Here is a 12,650-nt window from a genome sequence, read left to right on the forward strand (position 1 = left end):
TTCAAAACAGTGAGGTGATGATGCGGAAAAAGTTACCATCTTTATTTGTAAGTTACCAACTTTATTTCGTTGTTACCGTCTTTATTTGAATGCCACACCTGGGTCGCAGCGTCCATAGACCACAGAGATACCCAATGACCGCTCTTTCAAGGAAACCTGGGCGGCTTCGCTGCCCTCAAGATCGGCCGGACTATCCGGTGCCCACGATAGCAATCTTTGCGGATCACTCGGTGCAAACGCTGTCCTCAACACATCTGCCAACTTCAATACGCAAAGTGCCGACGCCACCACAAATATTCCCATCGACCCAAAGCCAAGATAGCCTGCCGTAAGGCCGATAGCGCACACAGGGATCATCACTCGCAGGGTTGTCATGCGCCCTATTGCCGCACCTATCCGAAGATCATTTGTTATAAAGTTTTTCATACTTGTCGAGTAGATCCGGATCAAGACCGGAACTTACCATCATTTCCCGCATATTCCTCTGGAAGTCCGCCCAGGAGATAGGCAGCTTGGGGGGATAGGTCAGACATTCATCCCCCACCCATTGATTGCCGTACTCATCCATCAACATGGGCACGGGTTTTTTCAGGTCAGGATCATAGGTTTCTGCCACTTCAACAATCTTGCCCTTGACCGGCCAAACATCGAGCTTTTTTTTCATTTCCTCTCGGGTATTCCAATTCATATCCCTGCTCCTTATAGGCTGCCGGACTGATGGGGCTGGACGGTATTCTTGATTTCTCTCCACAAAGCTATTCCATCCTTGTCTACCCGCATCGGTAGCTTCTGTTCTACTGTTTTCTGGATATCATTGAAACGACGCGCCATTTCAACGACATGAGACATCTCCTCTGGCGTCGCGTCCACACGGGCATGATCTACCACCGTGCGCAAATGAGGCGGTAAATCGTCATAATTCAGGTCAACAGAGCTTGTCGTGGTGGATGTTTCGCCTGGCGAAGTGTTGCGGGTTTCTCCATCAGAGGAAGCAACCACGGCACCCGTTTTTTCAGGGGATACCAATGTATTGCCTGCTGATGGCGCATGGTCTGCGGTGACCTCTCCACCAACGGTATTGGCGACCACGGGTTTACCCGTGATGGGATGATTGATCTGTAAGGGGCTCCATTTTAACCGGTCTGGCGCAATGATGGGCACAAAATGCTGAATATGGATGGCATCGGGTTCTTTGGGGACCACATAAATCATATTCGCCTTGATGACGCGCTGAATCTCACCCGTTTTACGCTGTAACGCCATAAAAATATGCGCCTGCCCCTCTTTCTGGGCTTTCAGTTCTTCAACATTGACCAGCGCTTCTTTCTGCACACTGATGGTCGGACCTGAGCGAATGCCGCCGAACTCGGATTGCATGTTGTATTCGTAAGCATTCTGTACCGGCTTCCAGACCTCGCCACCGAGCTTGATGGCCATTTCCATGGTCTCGTAATCTTCTACACCGGCAATGATTTTGACCCGTGTCGCCGCACCTGAAATAGCCTTGGCGGTTTCGGCGTTCTTCTCCAGCATGTGACTATGTGCCTGCGCACCATAGGACACCGAAAAGCCCAGACTGCGGGCCTGCGTCGCAATGACGTCTTCACCCTCTACAATATAAGCGGGTTTTTCATCAAAAATAATGTAAAAGGGGTGATCGCCCTGGGTGAGCGTCTTGAAACGCGGATCTCCGGCTCGGCGTTCAACGGTATCCCCGAGAACCCGGTTCATCATCGCCTTGACCGATGCCGTGACGATTTTCCCCAGTGATTCCGCGCCCTGTTTTGACAGGCCCAGCGTGGGTAAAAGTACGATAACGATGCGCCGGTTCAGAGCCACATCCACCCAGTCGATTTCGGTGTAGCTACTATCGGTGATGTACCAGTAAATGTCCGCCATGATACCCAGCGACTTGGTAAGCTGCATGATGACATACCCATGCTGTTCTTCCCGAGTCGCTTCATTGGCGTCCTGACTGGGTGCCTGACCCTGCTCAAGCGCCTGCAGCTCCGCCTGTATCTTGGCCTTGAAGGTCTGATATTGTTCGGCAGTTACCTCCGCTGGCGGTGCGCCGGCCAAGGTCTGGCGGTAAGACAGTTTCAGCGCCTCAATATCCTGTGGCGTATATTGGGCGCTCTCTTTGGGAATACCACCCGGCAAGGTTTTGAGGTAGCCCTCCAGACCCGCACGTATCCGCACCGGGATTTTTTCATCCCGATAAATCTTCATGATTTCCCGCAATTCCACCGCAGAACGAAAGCGCGACGGACTAAGCGGCTCATCCGCATGATCCCGTAACCAGACCAGCGACGGCATCAGCGCCTTAATCAGTGACTCAGTACGTCCCATCCACATCTGGTCCGTGTTGGGTCCTGAATCCAGCAGGGCCGTCATCATCTCCGACAATTCCGTACTGGCGCCCAGGGCCAACAGGTTAGCAATGTTACTGGTCCTGCGCTTGTCCGCGACGGTGCGGTCCTTACCGCCCGTCTGAAAGTTGACGATCAGGACATCATCCTCCCGCAAAAAAGCGCGGGCCATGGCGATCACCCGGCTGGGAATCACGATTTCCCCCTTGCCGTCGATCAGGATCATACCTGTGCCCTGCATCAAGGCATTCCAGACAAAACCCATCAGGGTCTCGGTCTTGCCTGCACCTGAAACCCCGATCAGATACAAATGCGCGCGCAAGTCGCTGTTGGTCAGAAACAGTGGCCGACCGGTAAACCGCTCCCAGCCCAGCAGGAAAATCCCCTCCCCTTTGCGCATAGTGCCTTTGACGGGGTCCATGTCCGCCGGATCATCAACGCCCAGGTAAATAGGGGCCTTCAGGGGCCAACCGAATTTACGGACCAGGCTTTGTCCGTACCAAAACAAAATGGGACCGGCTATCAGAACCGGAACCGCTAATCCGGGAAAAATAAAGGTGGCCGCAGCCATCAGTGCCAGGACCATCCAGACCCCATCACTCATGAAGCTATCCGCTATTTTTTTGCCCATAGGCCGAACATCGCGGGTCACCTCACGATGTTCAAAGTGTGTGCGGTTGGTACTCATGATTGCCGCCAGTCGGCCAGGTCCTGATTTCCCACCTTGCGAACGGTCCCGGCATCTTCTTCACGCAAGGCGAACACCAATCCGGCTACCGCACTGTCTACCTGCTTTTCAGAGATGGCCACCCCATCATCCCCAAAATTAGTCAGCGCATCCCCCTCGATCTCGGCCTGATGTTCCTTATCTTTGGCTTTTTTGACTTCGGCCACATAATGCGCGATGACGCCGTCACCTTCGATGAAATTGCGGGGCCGCCCCAGACTCTGTACGGCATACCATAGCGTTCTGTCCACGGCACGCAACCAGGCTATATAACTGGGCGGTAACAATCCGCGCACCCTTGCCTCAGCCACCAAGCCGATAAAAAAAGTCTCCCGATAAGCATGCCGTTTACCTATTTCTGCCAGATATTCCTGGTCCTTATCCGACACAGGCCACGGCACTGCTTTCAGTGCTGGCGGAATATAGTCGCCCCCTTTCTTGGGTTTGACCCCATAGTAATGCCGTGCCAGTTTACCCAATCTGTTTTTGGTCTCGGTGTCTTTGCCGTCGCGGGCCTGCGGAATACAGGCGGTCGTCAACGCCTGAAACCAGACGGGCCAGGATGTATAGGCATCCATGGGATGTTTTAACTGATCCTGCAATGCGGACTGGATACGATCCGGGTCTTCCAGACAAATGGTTTCCGGGTTGTCATCCTGTTCCTTATAGGCCAGCGGCCTGCCCTGGCCCTGTAGTTTTTTGACCCACTCCCATGGCCGTAGGGCATATTGAAATGCGCCGGACCCGGACTTATTGAGGATTTCACTGGATTGCCAAAGCCAGGGCAGGCCCCAGGGGTATATCTCCTTCATGGCAATGACCATTTGGTTCATGCTTTGCCGGTTCTTGCGGATCTCGACGGTGTGATAATTGCGGTACGCCAGAAAACCGACCACTGCAATGGTTATCCATCGATAATAATTTCCGAGTACCGTGCTGTAATGGGCCACATCCTGCCAGGTCACTTTGTCAGGATGTGCATGGGCCCAGAGATACCAGTTCAGCATGGGGCTGTTCGCCGCCATTTCCGCTGAGACCGAATAACTACCCGTCCAGCCCTGCACATGGGCCAGTAGCCAGGTCTGGCCATAAGCGATCCAGCTCCATAGGAATACCACGGGTTTATGCAGGACGAACCACGCCAGAATGGGTCCGAAAATCAACGCCAGCAATAACGCAATAAGCCCTGTATCGCTGCCCGATCCACCATTGCCGGAGTTGTTTGCCATGAGTTCCTTTCTTCCTGCGTCATCTGAATTAGGCCGCGTATCGTGCGGTATCCGGTGAGCGCCTACGCCGGTTGGAACGACCTATCACTCACTGCCGCTGTTGTCTGTAAGATCCGTTTTTTTCAGGAACACCTGCGGCTGGCCCTGAAAACGATTAAATGAATTTGACTATCCCCTTTTCTCACTCAAAAGATGTAAAAGGGCTTTACCCGATATACGCTTTACAGGCGGCAAATCAGCCGATTCCGTGAAGTCTTCCGATTGCGGATTGCGGGCTTTCGGAGTGGTCCCCGTATGCACAAAAAATCCGGCCACCAGTCCCTCACGCGCCATGTCTTCCGGAAACTGGCGAATATGCTCCTGCCGGACAGCACCTTGGTACCGCTTGCATTGCAAGCCTGCCCATCCGCGCACCATCCTGTCGGGATAGCGTCGCGCAAAATACGGATCTATTTGCCGCCAATCCTCCACCCAGATGCGCCCATCAATGCCACCATCACCGCTGTAACGCTCGTTGAAGCGCACCATGAATTTCCGCTGCCGAAAGGCTTCCAGAACCATCTCCTCAAACAGCAGGGGCTCCACCTTGCGGAGATAGGCAAACTGGGCGGCAAAGCGGCGAGGTTCCGGTAAAGTCGAATCCTCGCCAATAGCCCGAAACTGGTATAGCCGCGCCAAAGCTGCTTTTGCCCGGCGTTTATGGCCTTCCTGCTGATGCACGTCATAATTGTGCAGGCAAGCGGCCAGTTGCTCGATTGCTAACCGAATAGCCACCACATACGCTCCCTGATCCATCGACCGAAAGTAGGTAATCGCTGATATTGCAGACTGTCACGCCGATAGGCGCAAGACAGCGTAAACAGGATGGCAGCAGCGGTCAGCAGCACGCCGGAGAGGTTCCACCAGGCCAGTACCAGCCCGCCGACCATAGCCGCTATGCCCAACAACGTAAAAAGGCGATATTGCGTGAGCATGTGCAGGCGTCGTGCCTCATCCAGTTGCGCCTTACGCGCATACGCTGAAAACAGGTCCTCCGGAGATTCCTGCGTATCCAAATTCCAGGCAGCCTTGGCGTCTTTCAGACTCGGTGTGCGGCGTTTAATCCCATGGCTCGTATCTGTGGCCAAATCTTTGACAGGTGACGCTATGGTTTTCGCAATCCCCGGCAGAGAAGCCAGTCCGGTCCCCCACAGCACGGCCTTGCCTACCCTGAACTTCTTTTTATGCGGCTGTTCTGATTCCATCACTATCTCCTGCGACCAAAACGGGAGCGCACTCTGAGGCTGTTACGCGCATCGGTCTGGCTCGTATCTACGGATGATTCAGAAACCGTATTTTGCTGCCTTGAGGCTTCGACCGATGCCTGGACAGACTGCGCAGGCTCTGCAGAGGGAGTCGCTTCTGGACCATGGCCGGAAGCCGATTGGTCAACCGACTGATCGAGCGTTCCGCCGTTGCGCAACCGTTCCTGCAGGCTTTTGACCCTGCCCCGAACCACTTGCAAATGGCCCAACAGATCATCCATCTTTTCCCCGGTTCTTTCGAGAATACGAGACAAGGCCTGGTTTTCCGGCTTAGGCGTTTGGCTCAACCACTCCCTTAGCTCTACCAGTGTACCGTTAGTTCGTTTTTGCGCAAAATCACGGGCTTCCATACGCCATGCGTTTTCGAGAATATTCATGGATTCCCGAATGGCGGCCTGCAGGACCATCTGCTTACCTTCTGCGCCGACATCCGCCCGCACACTCGCCGCAGCGTCCATCTCCTCCAGAGCCCCATATAAATGGGTGGCACTACTCAAAACCACTTCCGATATCCATTTTCGGCACCATTCCGGTGTCTGTCCGAAAGTTTCCCGCTCAATCAGACGTTCCATGCGTGCCGTCAGCGAGAGCAGACTTAAGGCAATGCTTTGATCCGGATTGAAGTCCAAACCGAAGCGCTCCGGCGAAACGACCTGTGCGTCGTGGAGCGACTTGGCCAGCGCCGGTAACCGGACATTCACCTGGTCGGTTTCCCGCGCCATTCGCCCCGCAATCTCCAGCAACGGCCCAAAAGTCCAGAGATCCTCCGCCGTATCCCATCCCATCTGCACAAAGCTGTTCTGTGCCGCCTGCAGCATTTCATCCAAGCGCTCGGGATCCAGACGCGCCGCCGTTTTCAGCGCGTTCAGTAGCGCCTTGCGATGAACTGGTACGATTTCACCGATCATGGCCGCACGTTGTGCCCTGAACCCGCAGGGTCGTTCCTGTCGGGTACGGGCGTCTGTATGGGGGTGGCGATCTTTGCGATTTCCGTTTCCTTCTCTTTCTCTTTCTCTTTACGTTCGTTACGCGCATCTGCACGGCGTAAAGCACGGGGCATTTGCGCTTTCAGTTTTGCCGCTTCTTCCGGTTTGCCGGCCTTTTCGAGCACTTCTACCCGCTGACGGATCTCCATCCGTTGTGCCTGGACGCTGTTCCAGTTCACACCGAACTCGGGCAGGCGGAGCAGATGATGACTGGCCAGCACTGTTGCCAGCTTCAAAAAGTAAAATTCCGCCGGGGTAAAAGAAAACTCAGGGATTTCCCCATTACTGGTCCGCAATTGGCTCTGAAACGTCTTAAAAGCCGGAATCTGCAGCGCACTCAAAATGGTGGCTGCGTCGCGCAGGATGGCCCATTTCATCCATTGGGCTGGCCCAGAGTGATTCTGGGCACTCCAGTCCCCGCCGTCTTCTTCCAGTCTTTGGTTGATGGCCCGCTGCGCCAGGGCTTCCATGCTATTCTCCATATCGGTTACCGCCGCCGTCCGAATGAAACGCGCGGGGGGGGCGGGGCATCCGGGGTTTCCGATGCGGGTTTGGCGGGTACGTGTGACGGGGCTGCAGCCGGTGCGGCCTTGGCCGATTCGGACGCTTTTACAGATTCTGCAGCCGGTTGACTACGGGCCTCTGCAGCCGGTTTACCCGCCTGAGCAGCAGCGGAATCCCGTTGTAAAACGGTCTGTGCCTGCCGTGCGGCCCGCTGGGTTTTGTCGACAAAACCCTCTTTGGGCAATCCCGGGCGCGGGTCGCTCCCATTCTCCGATTCCGCAGCGTGAGTGGGGGTATTCGTGGGGATGGACTGCAGGAGACGTTCTGCCGCTTCTTTCGGGATGTTCAGACTATTCATCAAGTCTTTCAGGGCATCTATGGCGTTCACCTGATCGGGCTTTTTCTCCATGATGCGCAGTTCGCCCGGGATGCTTTTGAAAGGCTGTGTCGGAAAGCTGGCAGCAATCCGTTCCAGGGTATGTCCGCCCTTCGGCAGGTTCCGCATGACCACGACACCAGAGGCAAAATGGGTCCATGCCGGGAACAGCTTGGCATCAAAAGCCAGTTGTCGCTCCGACTTGGATAACTGGTTATTGATTTCGGCTACCGCTGTGGATTTTTTGGGATTAAAGCGATTAGTCAGGTAATCCATCTGATGTACCGGGATGATCTCTATCTGCTCACCCTTGAAGGTCATCGGTTTCCCATTATAAGTCGGTGGAATCAATACATGCTGCTGGGTTTCCTTCTCCCATCCCAGTCTCACCATGGCGGATCGCTGACCATCCCGGATGATGATGGAGGACATATTCGGGTCGTCTTCGATCATTTCCGACACCACCCGTTGCCATTGGGCATTAGAGGCTATGCGCGTGCCCGGAATCACTTGATCGTCATCCATCCGGATGATGTTCCGGGAAACGCGCATGCTCCCTGCAAATTGCTTGGAGACCCGATTGATCTTGTCCAGGGAATCCCCTTCCAACCCAAGTTTATCCAGCGTGACACTCTGGTACTTGTGCGCATTGTCCGTCCAGCTCACTTGAAGTGGGCCAATGAGGGCGGGTTCTGCGGTTTTCCCATCCGGGATACGGGTTGGAAAGCCACAATAACCCGTTTCCGGGTCCACTTTTTCGAGCATGAATGTGCCCGCATCGCATCCGTCCAGATAATCTTCCTTGTTGCCCTTGACGAATACCGAGATCATTTGATCGGGAATATAATCTTCACCCACAACGTGGTTCACCACGCCGCTCAGCCGGAAATCTCCATTGGACTGGGATTGAATCTCCGCAATGTCACAAACCAGAGTGTTATATCGCATGGGTAACTCCTTACCGTTCTATCAGGGTTTTCTTGTGGTGTGTGGACGGGTGTTTGTGAGACCGTCTGCAGGGGCGCTCACCGCTATGGCTTCGCGCTCGGCAGACCGCCCATGATCTACAGAATGATCGGCTGCAGCAGGTTCTGACACGGTTTTTTCCGCCGTGCGTGCATCCGGTAAAACCCGTGCCTGCTCGTTCCTGTCTGCGTAGGCCAAACCCGGCCCTTCTACCCGATCTCCTTGTAGCGTCTCTTTCAAAACCTCACGATGCAGCTTGGCGGCTTTGGTCTGGGCCAATTCCACTTTCCAGGTCCATTCCACATCCGGAATCCCGCCAGAAGCCTTGATCGCCGTTTTCAGGGCGGGCAGATCCAGCGTTTTTCCGATTTCAAATGGTGCCAGATCGTGTCCAGCCTCTTTGAGGACTTCCACCATCGCTGCTGTGTCGTATTCCGGTCGTTGATAGGTTTCTATGTCAATTTTCGCGGACGCCGCCAACCTCGACCATTCATCGCTATTGGAAACCCGTAGCGTTGGTGCCATGAAACGCATCCTTGCCAGGGTATCCCCATGCTCATCTTCCCAGGAAACCGGCTCAAAACCTTCCTGAAGCTGCACAAGACGCATCTGCAGGTTTTCTATCTCTTTCGAGAGCAGGTCTGCCTCCACCTTACGGGTTTCGTACTGCTCCAGATAGGTCTCCACAGACGCTCTTTGTGCTTCATCCATGGGGATCTGGTCCTGTGCTTCCTTACGCCCGGAGATGGCCCTTTCTGTCACGGAACGGACGGTTTCTATCATGTGGTTGGCCATCTCGGGATCTCTGGCCACCTCGACAATTTTCACCAAAGAATCCGCCAGGGAGCCAAACGCCAGATGCAAATGTATCTGTGGGTTTTCAACGCCCTGCTTTTCCAACACTCTGCGCAGGCCTTCGCCATAGAGGTTCAGTTGCGCGACGTACCCCTCATCTACCGCATCGGGTATTTCGCGCGGGCTTTTGGCATCGACAATATGGTAATGCTGGTTACTGTCAATATAGAGCGCGTCCCAGTTGATGATGGCTTCCGGCAAGGCCTCGTCCAGATCAAGTCGGTAATCCTGCGTAACCCGCGTCCATCCCGCTTTTCTGTCATCGACTTCTGCGAGAATGGCCGATTCATGCAGAGTGCCGCGCACTGTATCGGAATTCGGCATCATCGGCAGATCCTGCAATAACATCCGGCGCAGCATCGCCGCCTGCCCTGCTTGTGAGAGCGTATCCCCCATTTGAGAACCTGACGCATAGAGCGCATGGGTCACCAGAAACTTCAACCGTTCACGACCCATCACGGCATCCGCATGTTCCTGAGTCACGGGAATCCAGTCACGCTCCAACATCCTGCCCAAAGCTGTTTTTTCACGGGTGGACACTTCTACGGCGCGGGCCAGCCAGCGTTCAGCGTCAGCAGCATCAATCCGGGGCCATTGCGGGGATATCTGGATGCTGTGCAGGGCCATGAGGATCTCCCGCTCACTGACCGCTTCTGTCGGCTGTGGCAGAGCGATTCCGCGCTCGTTTTCGACCTGCAGGTCAACAATATCCCAGCGGTTCGGATCACCGTACAGTTTGCTCGTGTACGTCAATTGCTTCTCGTCGTGGAAGTCAAACCGGAAAGGTTTATCGGCCAGGCGCATCCCGGCCCATACATCTACCACCGCGCGATCCGCAAAGCCCAGAATGTCATGACCGCCACGCTGCGTGATGGTCGGACTCTGTACCGGGTTATCCTTGACATCAAAATGAAAATGGATGGCCTCCGCCCAGAGTTCAGGATCATGCGCCTTGAGGTATTCCCGTGCGGCCGCACAGCACTGCGCCGCATCCCATGGGCTGGATGCCGTTTTTTCCTGTTCAGAAAGTTCCGCCAGTAGTGCGGACCAGTCCACTGCCTGAATACGGTCCATGACTATCTGCTGGCGTTCTGCTTCGTGAGTTGCCGCAATCTCTGCGGCAAAGTCGGTATCATCATTATCTGGCCAGTCCTCTGCCGTGGGTGTTTCCGCCTCCTGAGCCTTCAGGCCTTCCTGTTCGGATAGATCGTCACCTGCCTGCGGCGACGGTTCGATGACCTGATCTTCTGGCAACACTTCTGCAGCCTGTTCATCCGGATGACGCTCTAGTGACTCTAACGGCAGGTTGGCCATCTTCTGCTTCTGCGGAGATACCAGCGCAAACTCCGCTTCAACATCTGGTTTCTCAGCAATGGGGGTCTCCTGGACAGGGGTTACCACTTCCGCCTCTGGCGACAGGGCGGGAGTCTCTGCCTGTTCGGATTTTTGAACTATCGGTGTTTCACCCACGCCTGCCGGATTTGTTGCCGCAGATTCCGGCGCTTTTTCTGCCAGTTCCGCGATGGCCCGATCCATTTTGGCATTGTCCATGTGCTTGTATTTTGCCCGTCTGTCAGCCACTTCCAGCAGGGCATCCCGGTGCATCTCGATGTGTCCATCCGCAGCGATGACACAGGTCGGCTTGTTCAGATCCTTGTGCTCGCCCTTGAACGTCTTGTCCATGAAAGCGGATACCGCCATCTGCGTCAGCGGTTCACCCAGGACCATCACCAGATCACTTTCGCGGACCAGATCAGCGACCGGGATGTTTTTGATGCGATCCACAGGCAGAACGGTCACATGCTCAGCTCCCAGACCGTCCAGATAACCGTGCAGGGCGGGCACATCCATCCCCGAATCCCGTGCATCGACAATGGCCGTTACTGCGACAGGAATTTCGTAGCGATCTTTCCAGCCATTCAGGAAGGACTGCGCTGATTCCATTTCCGCCACATTACCCGTCTCGCTATCCACGGTGAGCGTGGCCAGGACATCCAGGGGCTTATGTCCCTGCAGTTGGATGACCCGCTCGATGTCGGATTTCGAGAGCACCCGATTACGTTCTACCTGGACGCCCGAAGACAGCACGGAATCCTCCATGCGGATTTCTGCCGTGTGTAGCTTGTCGGCAAATCCGGCATCTGCAAGACTTTTGAGCACAGGATAAGCCGCTTCAGGGCTTTTGCCGGGCAAACCCCGCAGGTCGATGCTTTGCGTACCCACATCACGGGATCCGTAAACATGCAGAGTGCCGCCATCCGGTAGTTCTCCGGAACTCGACCATTGATCGCCGTCGCCCGCCGTGCGGATATTCCCTATCCCCATATCTTTCATGGTCTTGAAAATATCGGTTTTGACCTGTGGTTCTGCTGGCGTTTCTGGCTGATCTGGTACGGTCTCAGCAACCTGCGGCGCGGCCAACTGTTCAGCGGCGTTCTCCGGCGCGGCCAGCAGCCCTACCGCCTGCAGGCTCTCCACAAAGCGATGTTCGGGATCAAAATCGCCCTGGACCAAGAGGGTCAGCAGCTTCCTGAAATCCTTGTGCTTGAGCACTCTGCCCTCGCCGCCTTCGGGCTTGTATAAGGCGGGGTGTTTTATCAGGCGTCCACGACTGTCCGGTTCTTCCCGCATCTGGATGCGGTTATAGCCCGCCTGGGCCATGCTCATGAGCACCTCTTGTCCGGTAACGGTCTGGCGGGTTTCAGAATGCAAGCCCGACATACCGGCAAAGGCATTCCAGATCGCCGTGATCTCCTTCACCCGTTCCTGACGCTCTTTTTCCGCCTTCTTGTCTGCATCTATCTGTGCCCGTTCCTCCGGTGTAATCCCGGCCCATGCGTCGATTTCCACCATGCGGGCTTTCTGGCTGGATCCCAGCTTGGTGCCCGTCATCCGCTCGAAAACTTCCTGACTGGCCGGATTCATGCTGTTCCATCCGATGATCGACTGGATACGCTCGACATCCCGGGTCTGAACAGCCTGCACAATGGGCGGCGTGCCTTGTGTCTCAATGCCATGCTTCATGAAGATGGCCAGCGCCATTTCTTCGGGCTGATCCGTATTAGGCAACATATCGAGTATGCGACGACCCCGGTTTTTGGTTTCCTCGCGTGCCTGGGCTTCGGCTTCTTTATGCAAGGTGGCCAGCTGCCGGTCAGCGTTACGCCAGGCTTGACCAGCTTCCCCATCTTCTATGGCTCGCACGCGCTCGTGGTGCCCTTCCAGTCCCAGAGTGCTCAGTACCTTGCGTTGCGCACGGATTTCCTCGTCAAAGGATTGATAGACGGCATCTGTGGCTTTCCGGTACGTTTTCAGGGTCTCCTGATCCTCAACC

10 protein-coding genes are annotated in these 12,650 nt (G+C 55.2%); all 10 read right to left on the bottom strand.

What is annotated here, in order from left to right:
• Positions 1-81: 81 nt before the first annotated feature.
• Positions 82-375 carry a hypothetical protein gene (locus AC2VLY_RS13650; RefSeq protein ID WP_486892645.1) on the bottom strand — a complete coding sequence of 98 codons (294 nt, stop codon included), beginning with the start codon at positions 373-375 and terminating at the stop codon, positions 82-84.
• A 28-nt stretch (positions 376-403) separates the two neighbouring features.
• Complete coding sequence (locus AC2VLY_RS13655) at positions 404-688, bottom strand: hypothetical protein (RefSeq protein WP_486892644.1); 285 nt, start codon at positions 686-688, stop codon at positions 404-406.
• A gap of 11 nt (positions 689-699) precedes the next feature.
• The gene (locus AC2VLY_RS13660) at positions 700-3,057 is read right to left on the bottom strand and encodes a type IV secretory system conjugative DNA transfer family protein (protein ID WP_486892643.1); all 2,358 of its coding nucleotides are present in this window, start codon (positions 3,055-3,057) and stop codon (positions 700-702) included.
• Entirely contained in the window at positions 3,054-4,325 is a 1,272-nt protein-coding gene (locus tag AC2VLY_RS13665) for a secretion/conjugation apparatus DotM-related subunit (RefSeq protein ID WP_486892642.1), read from the bottom strand. The genes AC2VLY_RS13660 and AC2VLY_RS13665 overlap by 4 nt, the downstream gene beginning before the upstream one ends.
• A 168-nt stretch (positions 4,326-4,493) precedes the next feature.
• The gene (locus AC2VLY_RS13670; protein WP_486892641.1) at positions 4,494-5,099 is read right to left on the bottom strand and encodes a restriction endonuclease; all 606 of its coding nucleotides are present in this window, start codon (positions 5,097-5,099) and stop codon (positions 4,494-4,496) included.
• Positions 5,084-5,569 (bottom strand): hypothetical protein, encoded by a 486-nt coding sequence (locus AC2VLY_RS13675; protein WP_486892640.1) that lies wholly within the window; start codon positions 5,567-5,569, stop codon positions 5,084-5,086. Before AC2VLY_RS13675 ends, AC2VLY_RS13670 begins: the two co-directional genes overlap by 16 nt.
• Positions 5,570-5,571: 2 nt before the next feature.
• Positions 5,572-6,537, bottom strand: a complete 966-nt coding sequence (locus AC2VLY_RS13680; protein ID WP_486892639.1) for a hypothetical protein — start codon at positions 6,535-6,537, stop codon at positions 5,572-5,574.
• Positions 6,534-7,085, bottom strand: a complete 552-nt coding sequence (locus tag AC2VLY_RS13685; protein WP_486892638.1) for a hypothetical protein — start codon at positions 7,083-7,085, stop codon at positions 6,534-6,536. Before AC2VLY_RS13685 ends, AC2VLY_RS13680 begins: the two co-directional genes overlap by 4 nt.
• A gap of 17 nt (positions 7,086-7,102) precedes the next feature.
• On the bottom strand, positions 7,103-8,443 hold the full coding sequence (locus tag AC2VLY_RS13690; RefSeq protein WP_486892637.1) for a hypothetical protein: 1,341 nt from the start codon (positions 8,441-8,443) through the stop codon (positions 7,103-7,105).
• Positions 8,444-8,464: 21 nt separating this feature from the next.
• Positions 8,465-12,650, bottom strand: a 4,186-nt coding sequence (locus tag AC2VLY_RS13695) for a hypothetical protein (protein ID WP_486892636.1), incomplete at its 5' end; no start/stop codon positions are given.

Source organism: Acidithiobacillus sp. TH-A36 (genome assembly GCF_057473445.1).

Bases quoted from the DNA above. Each gene is read 5' to 3' on its own strand.
- AC2VLY_RS13675 (WP_486892640.1), bottom strand. From the start codon at position 5,569: ATGGAATCAGAACAGCCGCATAAAAAGAAGTTCAGGGTAGGCAAGGCC.
- AC2VLY_RS13690 (WP_486892637.1), bottom strand. From the start codon at position 8,443: ATGCGATATAACACTCTGGTTTGTGACATTGCGGAGATTCAATCCCAG.
- AC2VLY_RS13655 (WP_486892644.1), bottom strand. From the start codon at position 688: ATGAATTGGAATACCCGAGAGGAAATGAAAAAAAAGCTCGATGTTTGG.
- AC2VLY_RS13650 (WP_486892645.1), bottom strand. From the start codon at position 375: ATGACAACCCTGCGAGTGATGATCCCTGTGTGCGCTATCGGCCTTACG.
- AC2VLY_RS13665 (WP_486892642.1), bottom strand. From the start codon at position 4,325: ATGGCAAACAACTCCGGCAATGGTGGATCGGGCAGCGATACAGGGCTT.
- AC2VLY_RS13685 (WP_486892638.1), bottom strand. From the start codon at position 7,085: ATGGAAGCCCTGGCGCAGCGGGCCATCAACCAAAGACTGGAAGAAGAC.
- AC2VLY_RS13680 (WP_486892639.1), bottom strand. From the start codon at position 6,537: ATGATCGGTGAAATCGTACCAGTTCATCGCAAGGCGCTACTGAACGCG.
- AC2VLY_RS13660 (WP_486892643.1), bottom strand. From the start codon at position 3,057: ATGAGTACCAACCGCACACACTTTGAACATCGTGAGGTGACCCGCGAT.